Consider the following 17,756-nt stretch of genomic DNA (forward strand, 5'->3'; position numbering starts at 1 on the left):
TATCTTGTCCTTCATACTGGAAGAAACTTTCTTTACTTCTATTTACTCATCAGTGTGATTCTTTTTTTCTATATAAATAAAGAATACCTGTAACTATAAAAACAATCACGCCAAAATACACACCATATTCTATCGCGATCGCTACAATACTTTCAATATGTTGTCCAAATAAAGCACCGAGCACAAAGTAAACGAGTGTCCAAACAAATCCTGTCATATAAGAATACAAAGCATACGTCTTAAATGACATGTTATTCATTCCAACTAAATACGGTACGATATGTCTTACAACTGGTATGAAGTAACTTGTGACTAACGCATAATGACCATACTTCTCTACCATTTGTTGAGATTTCAAAAGATATTTCGCCTTTTTCTTTTTCATTAGCTTATCAAGTACTTTCGTACCAAATATTTTCCCTAATATATAACCTAAAGAAAGCCCAGATACAACACCTAAATATGTTAATAAAAATGCAGGAATGACACTTAATATCCCTAGTGAAGATACAAAGCCACCACTCATTACGATCATTTCGTCTGGAATTGGCATACCAATAATACCTAACCATAAACAGAAAAATAATGCCCAATAACCGTATTGTTCAATATAAGATAATAATTCATGTAATTCCATTATGCATATGCTCTCCTTAGCTCTTTTTTACAGCTAAAGACATACGCTGGTGGGAAATTGAGCCACACTTTCTCTAGCGTAATTTCAGGAAAGAAGTGCTGTATAAATCCTTTTTTCACAAGTGAATATTGAAATGTAATAAATTCACCATTCTCATGTATCCCTTCCATTACATTGTTTAAAATACGCTTTGAAACTTCTTCTGGTAAAGAGGTAAAAGGTAATCCCGATAAAACGTAATCCACGCATTCTATATTGAGATCTTCTATATACTTTTTTATATTTTCGGCTGAACCGTGTACAACAATGACGTTCTGCTCATCTTTAAATTTTCTCTTTAGTTCCTTGCAAAACACTTCATTAATTTCAATAAGAAGAAATATTGTTTCCTTCTTCTTTCTCTTCATAATTTCTTTCGTAAAGACTCCTGTACCAGGACCTAACTCTACAATGCATTTCGCTTTATTAAAATCAATTACATCTACCATTTTCTTTGCTAATATTTTTGAACTTGGCGCAATTGCACCAGTATGTTTCGGATGTTTAATAAATTCATGTAAGAATGTTATGAGTTGCATATAAACCTCTCCTCATTCGTTCAATAGTTTTTAACTTGTTTCTAAGTATAACTATTATTTCTTAACAAAAATTGAGGAGATTTCTTAAGATTTTATGAAGAATAAAAAAACAGCTATCGCCTCTAGCGATAGCTGTCCCTTATTACTTCGCACTCACGATCTTATAATAAGAACGAACCGTTAAGAAGTAATATCCAATATAAATCGCGCCGTATACTCCGATACTAATTAGAAGCGGAATCATAATTTCAAATGGTAATATATTTGATAAACCTTTTAGTGCAAATAGGCTGTGTAAAATACCAATTACTAACGGAATAGCAAAGATAAAGCTCACTTGTTTTGCGATAGCTCTCTTCATCTCTTGCTTCGTTACACCAATTTTATGAAGAACAACGTAGCGATCACGGTCAGCACTTGCTTCTGTTAATTGTTTAAAGTAAATGATTGAGCCTGTTGCTAATAGGAATACTAATCCTAAGAATAACCCAATAAACATCATTAAGCCTGTTGTTTCAAGCCCCATTTGGAATCCTGTATAGAAATCGTTAAATGGTTTTAAAACTTCTGATTCTCCAGCCGGCATAATGCTTGCTAATTTTGCTGTTAACTCTTTACTATTTCGCTCACCTTTTACATCAATATTTTTTACAGTACGCGTTTCGTTTACTTGTTTCACTTGCTCATATGTTTTATCAGGAACGATTACAAATAGTTCATTTAAATTTGTAAGGCTTCTATTATTTACACCTTTAATTTTTAATTCTTTTGACTCGTTTCCAACAGGGAATACAGCTGTATTTCCTGTATAAAGAGGACCAAAATCAAGTTTCTCAATATATAAGCTATCATATACGAAAGCTTCATTCGCACTTAAATTTACAGGTTCTACATCTAAATGTTTCACAAGTGTATTAAAGCTTGATTGAGAAATAAGCTGGTACTGATTCGTAACATTATAGTGTGTGTTCAGAACTTGATCAGCTCTTTCACCTTTAAATGTTCCCTTCACAGGAATCATTTCAACTTCTGATTCATATGTGACTGGGTGATTATTCTTCTCTCCAGCAAGTATTTCATTTACTTTTTTATCTAATGCTGCATCTTTTTTCTCATAGGAATAACTATACGGCGCAGCAACTTTTGATTGCGTAAATGTGTTGTAATACATCGTAACTGACGTACCAACCGCTGTTAATGTTACCGCACTTAAAATAGCGATTGTCGCCAGTGATTTCGCATTTCCTTTAATACGATATAGTAACTGTGATGTCGTTACCATATTCATACCATTATAAAATGCTGACTTATTATTTCTTGCACGTTTCAATACAAATACTGTGAAGAACATGAACAGTAAATAAGTCCCTGCTACTGTCGCTAATAAAATATATAATGCAACGACCATAAAGTCTGCATACATAACTGCTTTCATGTACATTAATGCTAAAAAATAACCTGAACCGATTAAGAAAACTGAAATTAATGCCATAATGACAGATCCTTTTGGCATTGCTTCTCCTTCACGTTCTGCACGGAAAAGTTCAATTAACTTAAAGCGATAAATTAAACGATATCCTTGAAGTGATGTATATAAAATAATCACAAAGAAAATAATTGCTGTATCAATAATGGCAGCCACCGGTACTTCAAAATGAACGTTTAAATTTAATCCCATCATATTTACTAATAACTCAAGGAATAATTTTGAAAGGACACTACCGATCGCAATCCCAATTACTAATGACATTAATCCCATTAACATATTTTCATAAAAGAGCATTTTACCAATTTGTCTTTTACGAATACCTAATAAGGAATAGAGTCCAACTTCTTTTTTACGTTTACGTGTAAAGAATCCGTTCGAATATATAATAAACACTGCTACGAAGATGATAAGCATCACACTTGAAACTTGGAACGCTCCGCTAATTTTTTTGAAGCTTCTGCTGCTTTTTCCATTTGTGAATTATATTGCAGTGCTTTAAATGTAAAATAAATAACGATACTAAAAATCATAGATGCAAAATATACAAAGTAGTCTTTAAAGTTCCGCTGTATGTTGCGGAGGGCAATGCTAGATAAGGTCATCAGCCATACCTCCAGAAATAGAAGACATTACGTCAACAATTTTTTGGAAGAACTGTTTACGCGTCGATTCACCGCGGTGTAATTCTTTATATAGTTCACCATCTTTAATGAAAATAACTCGTTTACAATAACTTGCTGCAAATGCATCGTGCGTTACCATTAAAATTGTTGAGTTATCATATTCATTTAACGACTTCATACTTTCAAGTAAATCTGTTGCAGATTTAGAATCAAGTGCTCCAGTTGGCTCGTCTCCGAAAATCATACTTGGATTCGTAACAATTGCACGCGATGCTGCACAGCGCTGCTTCTGTCCACCAGATACTTGATATGGGAACTGACTTAAAATATGATCAATACCGAATTTCTTTGAGATTTCAAGAACGCGGCGATCAATCTCACTCGCTTTCACCTTTGATAACGCAAGTGGTAAAGCGATATTCTCTTTCACCGTTAACGTATCTAATAAGTTATAATCTTGGAAAATGAAACCTAAATGATCACGGCGGAATAACGCTAACTTATCATCATTCATCTTTACAATATCTTTTCCATCAATTAAAATTTCACCGTTCGTCGCATTATCAATTGTAGAAAGAACATTTAGTAAAGTCGTCTTACCAGAACCAGAAGGTCCCATAATTCCAACGAACTCACCTTCTTTTACTTGTAAGTTAATACCTTTTAACGCTGCAAATTTATTCCCACCCGTGTCGTACACTTTTTCAATATTTTTTGCTTCTAACACTGTTTTCATCTCGACATCCCTCATTTCTTCTATTCTCTATTTTCAACTATATACACTCTCTACTCTTGCCACTATCGATGTTTCTTACACAAACATGACAGTTATGTAAGACGCATAAGTAAAGATATAAAAATTTAACCTACTGAACAAAAGTACTTTGTTACTATAACATTGGGATATCATACCATCCATTCATTCTCCTTACAGGAACATTACAATTTTGTAAGGTTAAAAATGTCCCCTACAAAGTTGTGCACGAAATGTCGGATGGAGCTATTTCGTTCCTGCTATTCTATGTACAGAGGAGGTCATAATATGGATTCACTTAAAAATATGAATACTGCAATGCGCTATATTGAAGATAACCTTACGAATGAAATTGATTTTAAAGAAGTTGCGAGGCTAGCTCTCTGTTCTGAGTATCACTTTAAAAGAATGTTTTCGTTTTTAGCAGGTATATCACTATCTGATTATATTCGCTGTAGACGTCTTACTCTCGCTGCCTTTGAACTAAAAAATAGCGATGCAAAAGTCATTGATGTCGCTATAAAATATGGCTACAACTCACCAGATTCATTCGCCCGTGCATTTCAAAACTTGCACGGTATAACACCTTCAGAGGCCCGAAATAGTAGCCATTCTTTGAAGGCTTATTCACCAATGACCTTCCAATTATCCATTCAAGGAGGAAATGAAATGAACTATCGAATTGAAGAAAAAGAGCCATTTCGAATTATAGGTATTACAAAACGAGTACCAATCGTTTTTAACGGTGTAAATGAAGAAATTGCTTCTATGTGGAAAAGTTTAAACCCAGATTCTATTCAAACATTAAAGTCCCTTTCAAACATTGAACCTACTGGAATCATTAGTGCTTCTACTAACTTTTCTGAAGGAAGAATGGAGGAAAAAGGCGAACTCGATCACTACATTGGAGTAGCCACAACAAAGGATTGTCCAGAGCAGTTTAAACAACTTGAAGTTACTGCTTCAACATGGGCTATATTCGAAGCTGTCGGTCCATTTCCTGATGCATTACAAAATGTATGGGGACGTATTTACTCTGAATGGTTCCCTTCTTCGAACTATGAACTAGCGGAAGGACCGGAGATATTGTGGAATAAACAGAAAGATATATCTTCTCCAAACTTTAAAAGTGAAATTTGGATACCGGTTTTGAAGAAGTGATAACAAAAGGAAAAGAGCTAAGCATTGTGCCTAGCTCTTTTTACATATTTGCTTACTCGTAAAAGTGTATATATTTCATCAGTTCTTCGATTCCTTTAAATTGGAGTAATAGTTGATTGTTCAAGTTTTCTAAAGCCAACTGAAAGGAACGTTCAATTTTTCCATAGTGTAATGTTTCTAAATCATCTAGCAAGCTTTTCATATTTTCTATATAATACACGGTTTTTCTCAAACTGCTTATAACCAGTATTTTACGCAGTTCAGATATTGGAAACATTCTATAACCGTTTTCTTTATTTCTTTCTGAGTGGACTAACCCTTCATGTTCCCAATGACGGATAGCCGAAGTATTTACGCCTGCTATGTTTGCAGCCTCTCCAATGCTCATGCGTTCATTTAACTCTACATTTTTATATTTAGTAAAATCAGCATTTTGAATCATGTTTAGTATTTCTTCTACTCGTTTTTTCTCCACCTGAACATTGAATTGCTGTTCATTAATTAACCAAAGTGCTTCTTCAAACTTTACGTTTTTAATCATCCTCATAACTTTATAAACAATAGGTATATCATATCCTTTTAATAATGCTCTAATGGTAATAAATGCTTGAAAGTGTATCGATGTATAAAACCGGTGATTACTTTCCGTTCTTGGCACAACAGGAATGAGATTTTGTTCTTCATATCTTCTCAAAGTTGTTGTACTAACATTTAAGACATTTGCAATTTGTTTAGGGCTATATGTCTCCATTTATTAACTCCTTTTTAAAGTAAAACCTTAAAGTGCTACATTAACATATTTCAAATAAAATCCTTATATATACGAGAAAAAAGTCATAAATCCGGAAGATTGCATGAATGTTATATGATTTTAGTATAAACAATTTAGGAGTGATAGAAATGGAGAAAATCATAAAACTTACGGACGAATCAGTATTAAAGGTTGGTTTGGTTGGAAATCCAAAATTTAGAACAATCATGCTCCCAGTTGCTAAAGAATCTGTATATGGGCAAGATGCTGAAACTTTGAAGTTGTGGGGAGTAGATCCTGAATTTGGAAAACATTTTATTGATGGACTCATAGATAAGTTTCAGATTTTATATTTTGACTACGAAGGCCATCGTTTGCAACATCCAAATCCAGAGAATCTCACACCTGAAAATATAGTAAAAGACCTATTAACAATTGCTGACGAAATGAATATTAATAAGTTTAGTTATTATGGTTACTCTTGGTTAGCTTTAGCTGGGTTACAATTAGCCATTCGAACGGATAGATTAGACAGTATAATCATGGGCGGGTTTCCACCAATAGATGGTCCATATAAAGAAATGATGGTAGTAACAAATAAAACATATGAGCAAGCTGTGAATAATCACAATTCTCCTGTTATTGATCAAGCACATATTAATCCTGAAAAAATTGATTGGGATAACATACAGATAAAGATCGACATGAGTCAAACTAAACAGTTTGTTACAATGTACGAGAATTTGATGGAGTTTGATGATCAAGACATCCAACATAAACTAATCATTCCGAGATTAGCGTTTTCTGGGGAAAAAGACACTATTGTTTACGGTGAAAATTTTGGCAATGTAGTAGTTGATATTATTGGTATACTTCAAAAAAACAAACAAAAGTTAGAACATCTTGGATGGGATATAGAAATCTTAAGAGGAAATGATATGGATCACACTAAAGCTATGCAACCTATAACAGTTCTGTCATTGATAAAGCCTTGGTTAATTAAAAATTTGAATATAACTTATTAAATATAGTAATTCGAATAACCTAAAAACAAAGCTGCTCTTCCCTAAAAGGAAAAGCAGCTTTATTTACATTTTCAACTCTTCTTTATAAATACTATATGACTTTATTGTTGATACGATAATGCATATTAATATGATTCCAATCCCTATAAAAATATTAAATGGATCTGGAAGCAAAGCCCCGGCATATATACAAAGTGAACCTATTACAAATACCCTCGAAGCAAATCTATGTGTTTTCCTCCAAACTACAGGATTTTCTAATGTCCAGTCCATTCGAATGCCTACTAACCCGTTTGGCTTCGTTTGTTGCATGTAATTACCTAGTACAAGAAACAATGTTCCAAGTCCAAAATTAAATGCAATTGAGCCCGATGCAATATAATTAGACGCTGCTAATAGCGCAAATAAGTTACAGCCGAATCCTATCAAAAGAATAGCATAACGGATTGCGGAAAGGACTTTAGCATGCTGTTTATACTTATCTTTCGTTACGTCAATATACCCAAGAGCTAGCCATATCAAATACAGCAACATCATGCTACCTATTGAAACAGAACTTGCTTCTACTTTAGAAAAATATCCATCTACTACTCCTGCCGCATTATAATGACGTGGAATTTGTTCTGGTAAATGTGGCCATACAATATACCATCCAATTACAATGCCAATAATTAAACTCCATGGTAATACGTGTCTTTTCATCCTCTCTCCCCCATAATTTTTTATTAAGCCCCTATTTCTTTTTTATAAGCAATATATGAATATCCCATTGTTAATCCTACTGCACCGGTAATAATGCCAATGATTAGGAAACCTTTCCACGCTGCCGGAGCAAAAATACTTAAAATCATAATAACTCCTAATACAACAAACACCTTCCCACTAAAACGGTGTGTCTTTCTCCATACTTCCTCGTTACTTAATGTCCACGGTGTTTTTATACCTACAAAGTAATTTGGTTTACATTGTGGTAAATAGTTACCGATGATTATAAATAAAAGACCAACAAGAATATATGGTGTACTATTCATTGGAATGTCATAACCTAATCCAGCTCCAATTCCAATGATACTTACTAAAAATAATAGGAATAATACGCTATAATTTATTACATTATACCCTTTAGAAAATTCCTCATAATTCTCATGCTTAGGATCTATCTTAGGCAATAAAGTCAATAAAGCATATATAAAAACCATAACTGCAACATCCAAAATCATCATGCCCATTTTTGACATACGCCCATCTACCTCACCAGACACATTCCAATGACTCGGAACCTCTCCCGGTAAATGCGGCCACGCGATGCACCATGCAATAATCGTTAAAGCTATTAATAGTAACGGAAATATATGCTTTCTCATTTCCCCTCTTCCCCCTTATTCGTAAATGTAAACACCCAAGTCAACAAATCTTGAAAGACCGTTGTGTTTAAAGAGTACACAACGAATTGCCCTTTCTTTTCATCTTGAATAAGTTCAGCATTTTTAAGTGCGTTTAAGTGGTGTGAAATACTTGGTTTTGTCATATTGAAATGTTCAGCTATCTCACCAGCGGTTAGATCACCTTCTTTTAATAAGTCTAAAATTTTTCGCCTTGTTGGATCTGCTAATGCTTTGAATGCTTGATTCAATGTCTTTCTTCCTTTCGATAATTAGACATTTAGATACTTATCTAAATGTTAAAATGATTTCAGTTGATTGTCAATTATATACGAGGCCCTTTTTACTTTTCTCACTTTTATCCTATACTGTTTACTAGCTTATCTTTCAACATAATGAAAAGACTTGAAACACATGATACACTATAGCTACAATTGTTTTTCTGAGGAGGAATATACATATGTATAAAATTTTAATCGTTGAAGACGATCCAAATATTTCATCATTACTGCAATCTCACATTCAGAAGTACGGTTATGAAGCTGTTGTTGCAGAGAATTTCGATGATATTATGGAATCGTTTAACGCTGTGAAACCACATCTTGTTTTACTTGATGTAAACTTACCGAAATTCGATGGTTTCTACTGGTGCCGTCAAATTCGTCATGAATCTACTTGTCCAATTATTTTCATTTCAGCGCGTGCTGGTGAGATGGAACAAATTATGGCAATTGAAAGCGGTGCGGATGATTACATTACAAAACCATTCCACTACGACGTTGTAATGGCAAAAATTAAAGGACAATTACGCCGTATTTACGGTGATTATGCACCAAATATTTCTGAACGTATCGTTGAAGTAGAAGGTTTAAAACTATTCCCAGAACGTCCTGAAATTCACTTCGGATCTGAACAAGTTCTTTTAACGAAAAAAGAAGCTATTTTAGCTGAAATGTTATTATCTAAATTCCCTCGTACAGCAAGCCGTGAAGATTTATTAGCTGCACTTTGGGATGACGAAAGCTTCGTTGAAGAAAATACATTAAACGTAAACATTACGCGTCTTCGTAAAAAGTTTAATGAGCTTGGTATTGAGAACTCTATTGAAACAGTACGTGGACTTGGATATCGCTTTAACGCAACTTGGAGTGAATAAGCATGAAGCTATTTTTACGTGATCATTTTGCATTTTTCCTACTGTACGTTTTAAACTTTGGTATCATTTTCGTTCTTTATGATGCAGTAGATGGATTTCAAAACAATAAATTTTACTTCGTCGTTTTAAGTTTATATTTATTTATTTGTTTCCTCGCTTACCGTTACGTTCGCAATCGTAGAATGTACCATAGATTAAGCGAGCAACCAGAAAAAATGGAAGATGCGTTTATTGAAAGAGCAACTGCTCCGATGCCTCACGGTGTCAATGAACTCGTGCGTACGCAGTACCGCCTCTTCCAAAAAGAACTACAATCGTATGAAGTAAAACAACAAGAACATCAATTATTTATTAACCACTGGGTACATCAAATGAAGACACCTGTTTCTGTTATGCAGCTTATGGTGCTAGAAATGGAAGACGAGCATTTAATTCCAAAGTTTAAAAAAGAATTAGAGCGTCTAAACCAAGGGCTTGATATGGCTTTATACATGGCTAGGTTAAATAACTTCCATGAAGATTTCCATGTTGAGACGATTTCATTAAAAGATACGGTAACAAAAAATATTAACGGATTAAAAGAACTATTCATTCGTAATGGTGTCTTCCCTGTTTTAGAAGTCCATTCTGATTTAAAAGTTGCTTCTGATGCGAAATGGCTAAAATTTATCATCTATCAGTTAATGACAAATGCTGTTCGTTACTCTGGGGAACGCGGAAAGAAAGTATTCTTATCTGCTTACCGAAACGGAAAAGATATTATTTTAGAAGTTCGCGATGAAGGTGTTGGTATTCCGCAAGAAGATATTCGAAGAGTATTTGAACCATTTTACACTGGGAAAAACGGTCGCGCATTCGGAGAATCTACTGGTATGGGGCTTTATATTGTAAGTAAAATTTGTGATTATTTAGGTCACTCTGTCAAACTAGATTCTGAAGTTGGTAAAGGAACGACGATTAAAATCATCTTCCACAACGCTGCAAATAATCAAGCAGAACATACGGAGAAGGTGACCGAAGCATGATCGTAACATATGCAAGCAAAATGTATGAGAACACACTCTCATACATTTTTTGCAATACAACTACATATTTTCCTTCTAGCGGGAGGTATGTATTATGACATTTTGGCAGTTTGCCTTTAAAAATGTAACACGTAATTCCAGAGCTTATTTTGCTTATTTTGTAAGCAGTTCCTTTTCGATTGCTGTTTTCTTTTCATTTGCTGTTTACTTATTCCATCCGAAATTACAAAACTTTGACATGACCTCTGAAATTTCAGGATTAATGATATTTTCAGAAGTAGTAATTGTATTTTTCTCTTTCTTCTTTTTACTATATTCCATTGGTACTTTTTTAAAAGTTAGAAAAAAACAATTTGGTGTTTTGACCATTTTAGGAATATCGAGAAAACAATTACATCGTCTTGTTTTTATGGAGAATATGTTAATCGGGATTTTATCTATCTTTTTCGGCATGCAGTTTGGAGTTGTTTTTTCTCAATTTTTCTTATTAGTAACAGCCAAACTTACGCATGTTCCAGGAATATATTTATACGGTCCTACTAACGCGTTTATTTTAACAACCATTGTTTTCCTTAGTCTTTTTATCATTGTATCTGCATTCACACCAATGCTTATTCGTACAAAAAAAGCGGTACACCTTTTAAAAACAAATGGTGGAAAACAAAAAGAAAGAAAACCATCCATACTTGTTTCATTATTTGGTGCGATTTGTTTATTTGGTGGTTATACGTTAGCTGGAAATCCTAAATATTTCGTATCAGTAAGCCCGCAAATCGGTGTTATATATATGGTTTCGAGTATTTTCGTTATTCCAATGCTAGTTACAATAGGAACGTATTTTTTCTTTTCTCAAATTAGTTTCTTACTGATTTATATTTTAAAGAAAAGAAGAAGATTTTATATGAAACGGATTAATATGCTTTGGATTTCAGATTTAGCAAACCGTATTCGGACGAATATTAATATGCTTTTTATTGTAGCGATGCTCTCTACAATTGCTTTCACAATGATCACGTTCCTATATGGATTCGGGAAATTCATTAAGCTAGAGGTGAATAGAACTTCCCCTTTCCCAATTTCTTATTTCTCTTATGATGCGAACCCTTTTGTTACAGAGCATTTAAATTGGCTTGAGCAACAATTACAAAAAGAGCACTTCCCTTATCAAAAAATAAAAGCTGATATATATGAAACACCACTAAAAGAAGATAAAGATATAGCTATTTATAATGACGTATACGCAATTAAGCAAAGTGACTATAACAAACTTGCGAATTCTTTACGAATGAAACAACTATTTATGGATGATAACGAAGCATATGTGTTAACAGGGACATCTTATATCACCATATTCAACGAATTTGAGCAAAGCTACAATAGAGATTACATTACACTCTCTAGTACAAATACGAAATTAAGAGTTAAAGGCTATGAGCATGTAAACGCAATCCCATCTGACTTTTCATATCAAACGATAGTGTTGCCTGATGTTATCGTAAATAACTTACCTAACACCGTAAAACATATATCAGCATACAATTACAAAATTCAAAATTGGGAACAGACATATGAAATTGCTGATAATTTTATAGAAAAGGTACAAAAAGATCGAAATAAATACCAGTATGAAGGGCCTCTTATTCGTTCCTTTGAATCAGCAGGATCGTTATACAAAATAACATCAGGTAGTGCCGCGTACTTCCTAATCGGGACATTTTTAGGAGTTATTTTCTTCATTGGAGCTGGTAGCGTTCTTTACTTTAGAATGTATACGGATTTGACGAACGAACAAGAGAAATATATAACGATTTCTAAAATCGGTGTAACAGATACAGAGATGAAACGATCTGCAACCATTCAACTTAGTATTTTATTTTTCATTCCGTACATTATGGCATCCATTCATACAATGTTCGCAACAAAAATGCTACAAGATGTAATTGGTTTATCTCTGTTCAAAGAAGTTTCAGCCGTTCTTATTATTTTTGGATTCGTTGAAATCGTATTTTTCTTATTCATTCGTTCACTTTATATGCAAAAATTATCACATTACACGAGTGGACAAAATATTTAAAACAAACTTGATGAAAAGAGTATCTCTCATACTCTTTTCATCTTCACCCTATTAGGAGGTTTAGGTGAATGACATTTTGGCAGTTTGCATTTAAAAACGTCACAAGAAACGCCAGAGCTTATTTCGCCTATTTTGTAAGCAGTGCGTTCTCCATCGCAATCTTTTTCTCATTTGCAGTTTATTTATTTCATCCTAAATTGCATATGACAGACGTGAATTTTTCTCTGAACATATTAATGACAATTTCAGAAGTTGTCATTGTGTTCTTTTCATTTTTCTTTTTACTGTATTCAATCGGGACGTTTTTAAAAGTACGAAAAAAACAGTTCGGGATTTTAACAGTGCTTGGCATATCTCAAAAACAATTAAAGCGACTCATATTTATAGAAAATATGTTAATTGGTGCTCTTTCTATATTTTTTGGCATTCAACTTGGACTTGTCTTTTCACAGTTCTTTTTGTTAGTTACCGCCAAAATTACACACGTACCTGGTTTATATTTATATCCGCCTACAAGTGCTATCGTTTTAACTATCATCATCTTTCTCGGCCTCTTCATTCTCGTATCATCTTTTACACCGATGCTCATTCGCACGAGAAAAGCCGTACGTCTTTTAAAAGAAGGAAAACAACAAAAAGAAAGAAAAGCATCCGTGCTCATCTCTCTATTTGGTGCGATCTGTTTAATATGTGGATATGCGTTAGCCGCAAATCCGCTGTATTTTATGTCGCTAGGTGACATAATTGGACTTTTATATGCCGTCTCTAGTATATTTGTCATCCCATCGCTTATTGCAGCTGGAACATACTTTTTCTTTTCACAAATTAGTTTTTTACTTATTCGTATTTTAAAAATGCGAAGAACGTTTTATATGAAACGAATTAATATGCTTTGGATTTCTGATCTAGCATCACGTATTCGGACGAATATTAATATGCTCTTTATTGTGGCGATGTTATCGACGCTCGCTTTTACAATGATTACATTCTTATATGGCTTCGGGAAATTTACAAAGTTTGATGCGATTAGACAAAATCCTTTCCCGTTTACTTATTTATCGCATACTGAAAATACGTTAGCTGATGAACATTTAAACTGGTTAGAGCAGAAATTTAATGAAGAGCACTTTACTTATACAAAATTTAAAACAGATATATATGAAGTATCTTCAGCTGAAGATAACACGCAGCTCTATTATGCCATTAAACAAAGTGACTATAATGTACTTGCTAAAGCGTTAAATTGGGAAAAACTCACGGTAAATAAGAATGAATCTTATATTCTTATGAAAGACTTAGATGATCAAGTTATTGGAACACTTCACAATAAAGAACAGAAAAATACTCTTACACTTACTCAAAACAATTTACAACTACAAGTGAAAGAATATAAAAGTTATAGCCCATTCCCAAACAGCTTAATATACCAATTACTCATACTATCTGATGAAAATGTAGAAGCCTTATCCACAGTTTCCAAACAAATGAGTGTATATAACTTCAAAGTTACAGATTGGGAAAAAGCACATAATATCGGTTCATCGTTTATAACAAAAATCCATAACGATAATGCAGCAATTCAAGCAGAGCATCCACCTTTCCATGCAAGTGAAGCGAGCGATTCTCTATATAAGACAAAACTAAATGTCGCTTCGTTCTTCTTAATTGGTACTTTCCTAGGAGTTATTTTCTTTATCGGTGCTGGCAGTGTTCTTTACTTCCGGATGTATACAGATTTAACAAATGAGCAAGAAAAATATATAACGATTACGAAAATCGGCTTAACTGAGACTGAAATGAAACGTTCAGCGACAATTCAGCTTGCGATTCTTTTCTTCGTACCTTACATTATGGCATCAATCCATACAATGTTTGCGACAAAGATGCTACAAGAAATATTACATCTCTCGTTCTTCGCTGAAATTACAGTCGTACTGTTGATTTTTGGAACAGTTGAAATTTTATTTTTCCTTTTAATTCGTTCCTTTTATATGCAAAAATTATCACAACACATTAAGTTTTAAAAAGTAGAAAGGTGATTACTATGGAAGAAGTATTACACATAAAAAACGTCTCAAAAGTATATGAGGGGAAAGTCCCTCATACTGCTTTAAAAAATATAAATTTACACGTGGATAAAGGGGAATTCGTTGCCATTATGGGACCATCTGGTAGCGGAAAATCTACATTTTTAAACGTTATCTCTACAATCGATTCTCCGACTTCTGGTGATGTCGTGATTAACGGAAAAAACCGCACACATTTCGTAGAGAGAAGTTAGCTATTTTCCGAAGACAAGAGTTAGGATTTGTTTTCCAAAACTTTAACTTACTAGATACACTGACAATCGGTGAAAATATCGTACTACCTTTAACATTAGATAATGTTCCATTAAAAGAAATGGATGAAAAGCTTGATAACATTTCAAAAAAGCTTGGAATTGATCATATTTTGGACAAGCGTATTTTTGAAGTTTCTGGAGGACAAGCACAGCGTACCGCAGTAGCACGTGCTGTTATTCATCATCCTTCACTTCTACTAGCCGACGAACCGACAGGAAACTTAGATTCAAAAGCGGCAATTGACGTAATGGAGTTATTTACGAAATTAAATAAAGAAGAAGATGCAACGATTTTAATGGTTACGCACGATCCGTTTGCAGCAAGTTATTGTAACCGTGTTATTTTTATTAAAGATGGCGAACTTTACAATGAACTGCACCGCGGATTATATCGCGAGAAATTTTATCAAGAAATATTAGATGTTTTAGCATTATTAGGAGGAAGACGTGGATGACATTTTGGCAATTCGCATTTAAAAATGTCTCACGTAATTCGAAAGCATATTTCGCCTACTTTGTAAGTAGTGCGTTTTCTATCATGGTTTTCTTTTCATTTACTGTATACGCGTATCACCCGCGGTTACAAAGTGTACAAAGTTTCCAAGAACGTGATCCTCTAATGAACTTAGCTAGTACAGCACAGCTTGTGATTGTTATGTTCTCGTTCTTCTTTCTCTTATATTCAATTGGAACATTTTTAAATGTACGGAAACAGCAATTCGGGATACTCACTATTCTTGGTATCTCACAGAGACAATTAAAAAGATTGTTATTTACCGAAAACATGATAATTGGGATATTATCTATCTTTATCGGCATTCAAGGTGGACTTGTATTTTCTAACTTTTTCTTATTAGTCACTTCGAAATTAACAAGTGCGAAAGGTCTCTATTTATATTGGCCAACAGAAGCGATTATCGTTACAACCGTAACGTTTATCATTTTATTTTTAATCGTTTCTACATTTACACCAATGTTTATTCGTACTCGAAAGACAGCCCACCTCATTAAAGGGAACAAGAAAATGCCAGCTGAAAAAAGACCATCTATACTCATCTCTTTATTCGCTTTAATTTGTTTAGGGCTATGCTATTATATCGCTGGTTATCCGCGAGGCTACGTAACGGAAAAAAATGTGCAAAATGGATCTGTCTTTTTTATTATGTTATCTATTTTACCGCTCGTAATAGTCGGGACATATTTATTCTTTTCACAAACATTCCTTCTTTTCATCTATATTTTAAAGAAGCGCAGAAAGTTTTATTTGAAACAAATAAATATGTTATGGATTTCAGATTTAGTTTCTCGTACACGCAGTAATATTAATGTACTCTTTATTGTTTCTATGCTATCTGCACTTGCATTTACGATTATTATTGGATTATTCGCCGCTAATAACAATACGAAGGCATCAGTATTAGAGCGATATCCCGTTCCCTTCACGTATACATCAGAAGGTGACAATTCCCTTGAACAAAAGCATATTTCTACAATTGAAACGGAGCTTACAACTAATAATTTTCTTTACAAAAAATATAAGTTTACAGTATTAAAAGATACAGCTTCCAAAGAAGATATTATGCTTATGAAGATGAGTGATTATAACGCAATTGCTAAACAATTGAAAAGACCGGAAATAACAATTGATTCTACAGAAGTGTATATTATTTCTCGCCACTCACCAGAACTTCTCGATCTCGTATCTAATCCATTTGCAAAGCAAAATACGATTACACTTGGATCTAATAAAAAAGAATTTCATATTAAAGGGTTTATTAATAAGGGAATCGAACCATCATTTGCATTCCCTCATTTAGCTGTCGTACAAGATTATGTATTTGATAATATGATTCCTCATATTGAAACAACTGTAATCTATAACTATTTCGTAGAAAACTGGGAAAATGCAATCGTTCCAACAAAAAATATGTTACGTGTTATTAGTGGTGATGCACGTGAGTTCTACGAAAAGCATACTGAAGAGAACGCTCAAGTTCCTTTCTTCATACATACGGCTACGGATGAACTTATTTACGGTAAAGGAAATGCAGTTGCTCAATTTTTTATTTGGGCATTTCTCGGCTTTATTTTCTTTATCGGTGCGGCTAGTGTTCTATACTTCCGTATGTATAATGACTTAACAACTGAAAGACAAAAGTATATTACGATTACAAAGCTTGGCTTAACTGAATCAGAAATGTTTCGCTCTGCAACGATTCAATTAGGAATTTTATTTTTCGTACCTTACATCGTTGCTGGTGTTCACACGTTATTTGCGGTTAAGTTTTTACAAAGCATGTTTTCTTTCTCATTACTAAAAGAGACATGTATCGTACTCACCTTTTTCGGGATTATCGAGATTATTTTCTTCTTCTTAATCCGCTCTCTGTACATTAATAAATTATCACAGCATATAAAAATATGAATAAAATGGCCTTGTGCATATTGCACAAGGCCATTTTCAATAGTTTTTAATAATTAGCAGCAATATCCGCCGTAGCCACCATATCCGTAGCCGCCGTAACCGCCATAACCACAACCGCCGCCTCCGCCGAAGCAGCTAGCACCGATGATAATTAATAAAATAAACAATACGATTAGAAGCGCAAAACCGCCTCCGCAACCATGTCTGCGGTTACAATCATCATGTCTGTGTTCACACTTTTCGCTCATTACCCTATTCCTCCTTTAGTATCATTCATAACAAGTTCACCTTGCTCTAAATGAGGGGATTCCATTTATATTATGTTTTCAGGGCGA

15 protein-coding genes and 2 pseudogenes are annotated in these 17,756 nt (G+C 33.8%); 8 read left to right on the forward strand and 9 right to left on the reverse strand.

Features of this window, described 5'->3' with window-relative positions; all coding sequences use genetic code 11:
- Positions 1-49: 49 nt before the first annotated feature.
- The 4 genes and pseudogenes from N2V80_RS24070 to N2V80_RS24085 form a co-directional block, all read right to left on the reverse strand.
- Positions 50-637, reverse strand: coding sequence for a DedA family protein (locus N2V80_RS24070; protein WP_087967180.1), 588 nt, complete (start codon positions 635-637; stop codon positions 50-52).
- Positions 637-1,215: a class I SAM-dependent methyltransferase gene (locus tag N2V80_RS24075; RefSeq protein ID WP_001176053.1), complete on the reverse strand. Its 579-nt coding sequence runs from the start codon at positions 1,213-1,215 to the stop codon at positions 637-639. The genes N2V80_RS24070 and N2V80_RS24075 overlap by 1 nt, the downstream gene beginning before the upstream one ends.
- A 142-nt stretch (positions 1,216-1,357) precedes the next feature.
- Positions 1,358-3,306 (reverse strand): annotated as a pseudogene (locus N2V80_RS24080) (ABC transporter permease).
- Positions 3,293-4,063: an ABC transporter ATP-binding protein gene (locus N2V80_RS24085; RefSeq protein ID WP_000859655.1), complete on the reverse strand. Its 771-nt coding sequence runs from the start codon at positions 4,061-4,063 to the stop codon at positions 3,293-3,295. The pseudogene N2V80_RS24080 and the gene N2V80_RS24085 overlap by 14 nt, the downstream one beginning before the upstream one ends.
- 306 nt (positions 4,064-4,369) lie before the next feature.
- On the opposite strand from N2V80_RS24085, the gene N2V80_RS24090 reads away from it, so the two are divergent.
- Positions 4,370-5,242, forward strand: a complete 873-nt coding sequence (locus N2V80_RS24090; protein WP_000377728.1) for an AraC family transcriptional regulator — start codon at positions 4,370-4,372, stop codon at positions 5,240-5,242.
- Between the two features lie 52 nt (positions 5,243-5,294).
- Here N2V80_RS24090 and N2V80_RS24095 read toward each other — a convergent pair whose 3' ends face one another.
- Positions 5,295-5,993 carry a MerR family DNA-binding transcriptional regulator gene (locus N2V80_RS24095; protein WP_061654856.1) on the reverse strand — a complete coding sequence of 233 codons (699 nt, stop codon included), beginning with the start codon at positions 5,991-5,993 and terminating at the stop codon, positions 5,295-5,297.
- 149 nt (positions 5,994-6,142) lie between these two features.
- On the opposite strand from N2V80_RS24095, the gene N2V80_RS24100 reads away from it, so the two are divergent.
- On the forward strand, positions 6,143-7,018 hold the full coding sequence (locus N2V80_RS24100) for an alpha/beta fold hydrolase (protein ID WP_000411236.1): 876 nt from the start codon (positions 6,143-6,145) through the stop codon (positions 7,016-7,018).
- A gap of 63 nt (positions 7,019-7,081) precedes the next feature.
- Here N2V80_RS24100 and N2V80_RS24105 read toward each other — a convergent pair whose 3' ends face one another.
- From N2V80_RS24105 to N2V80_RS24115, 3 genes are read right to left on the reverse strand one after another with little or no spacing between them, the layout of a single operon-like run.
- Positions 7,082-7,720 (reverse strand): SdpI family protein, encoded by a 639-nt coding sequence (locus N2V80_RS24105; protein WP_000820678.1) that lies wholly within the window; start codon positions 7,718-7,720, stop codon positions 7,082-7,084.
- A 23-nt stretch (positions 7,721-7,743) separates the two neighbouring features.
- Entirely contained in the window at positions 7,744-8,382 is a 639-nt protein-coding gene (locus N2V80_RS24110; RefSeq protein ID WP_061654857.1) for an SdpI family protein, read from the reverse strand.
- Positions 8,379-8,651: an autorepressor SdpR family transcription factor gene (locus N2V80_RS24115; RefSeq protein ID WP_001070526.1), complete on the reverse strand. Its 273-nt coding sequence runs from the start codon at positions 8,649-8,651 to the stop codon at positions 8,379-8,381. The genes N2V80_RS24110 and N2V80_RS24115 overlap by 4 nt, the downstream gene beginning before the upstream one ends.
- Before the next feature lie 209 nt (positions 8,652-8,860).
- Here N2V80_RS24115 and N2V80_RS24120 point away from each other — a divergent pair, with 209 nt between their 5' ends.
- From N2V80_RS24120 to N2V80_RS24145, 6 genes and pseudogenes are all read left to right on the forward strand, one after another.
- A complete protein-coding gene (locus N2V80_RS24120; RefSeq protein WP_000276738.1) occupies positions 8,861-9,556 on the forward strand; it encodes a response regulator transcription factor in 696 nt (231 codons plus the stop codon).
- 2 nt (positions 9,557-9,558) lie between these two features.
- Entirely contained in the window at positions 9,559-10,581 is a 1,023-nt protein-coding gene (locus tag N2V80_RS24125) for a sensor histidine kinase (protein ID WP_000765341.1), read from the forward strand.
- Positions 10,582-10,675: 94 nt separating this feature from the next.
- Entirely contained in the window at positions 10,676-12,655 is a 1,980-nt protein-coding gene (locus N2V80_RS24130; RefSeq protein WP_061654858.1) for an ABC transporter permease, read from the forward strand.
- A 68-nt stretch (positions 12,656-12,723) separates the two neighbouring features.
- On the forward strand, positions 12,724-14,679 hold the full coding sequence (locus tag N2V80_RS24135) for an FtsX-like permease family protein (protein WP_061654859.1): 1,956 nt from the start codon (positions 12,724-12,726) through the stop codon (positions 14,677-14,679).
- 20 nt (positions 14,680-14,699) lie between these two features.
- Positions 14,700-15,451: pseudogene (locus N2V80_RS24140) on the forward strand (ABC transporter ATP-binding protein).
- On the forward strand, positions 15,448-17,421 hold the full coding sequence (locus N2V80_RS24145; protein ID WP_000144954.1) for an FtsX-like permease family protein: 1,974 nt from the start codon (positions 15,448-15,450) through the stop codon (positions 17,419-17,421). Before N2V80_RS24140 ends, N2V80_RS24145 begins: the two are co-directional and overlap by 4 nt.
- A gap of 53 nt (positions 17,422-17,474) precedes the next feature.
- On the opposite strand, the gene N2V80_RS24150 is transcribed toward N2V80_RS24145, so the two are convergent.
- Positions 17,475-17,669, reverse strand: coding sequence for a YjcZ family sporulation protein (locus N2V80_RS24150; protein ID WP_001290395.1), 195 nt, complete (start codon positions 17,667-17,669; stop codon positions 17,475-17,477).
- Positions 17,670-17,756 lie beyond the last annotated feature (87 nt).

Origin of the sequence: Bacillus sp. FSL W8-0640, from assembly GCF_038007725.1 — a bacterium.
GTDB classification, from domain to species: Bacteria; Bacillota; Bacilli; order Bacillales; family Bacillaceae_G; genus Bacillus_A; species Bacillus_A cereus.

What these genes read in the sequence shown, in the direction of transcription:
- N2V80_RS24130 (WP_061654858.1), top strand. Translation starts at nt 10,676, where the DNA reads ATGACATTTTGGCAGTTTGCCTTTAAAAATGTAACACGTAATTCCAGA.
- N2V80_RS24085 (WP_000859655.1), bottom strand. Translation starts at nt 4,063, where the DNA reads ATGAAAACAGTGTTAGAAGCAAAAAATATTGAAAAAGTGTACGACACG.
- N2V80_RS24150 (WP_001290395.1), bottom strand. Translation starts at nt 17,669, where the DNA reads ATGAGCGAAAAGTGTGAACACAGACATGATGATTGTAACCGCAGACAT.
- N2V80_RS24090 (WP_000377728.1), top strand. Translation starts at nt 4,370, where the DNA reads ATGGATTCACTTAAAAATATGAATACTGCAATGCGCTATATTGAAGAT.
- N2V80_RS24095 (WP_061654856.1), bottom strand. Translation starts at nt 5,993, where the DNA reads ATGGAGACATATAGCCCTAAACAAATTGCAAATGTCTTAAATGTTAGT.
- N2V80_RS24135 (WP_061654859.1), top strand. Translation starts at nt 12,724, where the DNA reads ATGACATTTTGGCAGTTTGCATTTAAAAACGTCACAAGAAACGCCAGA.
- N2V80_RS24120 (WP_000276738.1), top strand. Translation starts at nt 8,861, where the DNA reads ATGTATAAAATTTTAATCGTTGAAGACGATCCAAATATTTCATCATTA.
- N2V80_RS24110 (WP_061654857.1), bottom strand. Translation starts at nt 8,382, where the DNA reads ATGAGAAAGCATATATTTCCGTTACTATTAATAGCTTTAACGATTATT.
- N2V80_RS24145 (WP_000144954.1), top strand. Translation starts at nt 15,448, where the DNA reads ATGACATTTTGGCAATTCGCATTTAAAAATGTCTCACGTAATTCGAAA.
- N2V80_RS24100 (WP_000411236.1), top strand. Translation starts at nt 6,143, where the DNA reads ATGGAGAAAATCATAAAACTTACGGACGAATCAGTATTAAAGGTTGGT.
- N2V80_RS24070 (WP_087967180.1), bottom strand. Translation starts at nt 637, where the DNA reads ATGGAATTACATGAATTATTATCTTATATTGAACAATACGGTTATTGG.
- N2V80_RS24105 (WP_000820678.1), bottom strand. Translation starts at nt 7,720, where the DNA reads ATGAAAAGACACGTATTACCATGGAGTTTAATTATTGGCATTGTAATT.
- N2V80_RS24125 (WP_000765341.1), top strand. Translation starts at nt 9,559, where the DNA reads ATGAAGCTATTTTTACGTGATCATTTTGCATTTTTCCTACTGTACGTT.
- N2V80_RS24075 (WP_001176053.1), bottom strand. Translation starts at nt 1,215, where the DNA reads ATGCAACTCATAACATTCTTACATGAATTTATTAAACATCCGAAACAT.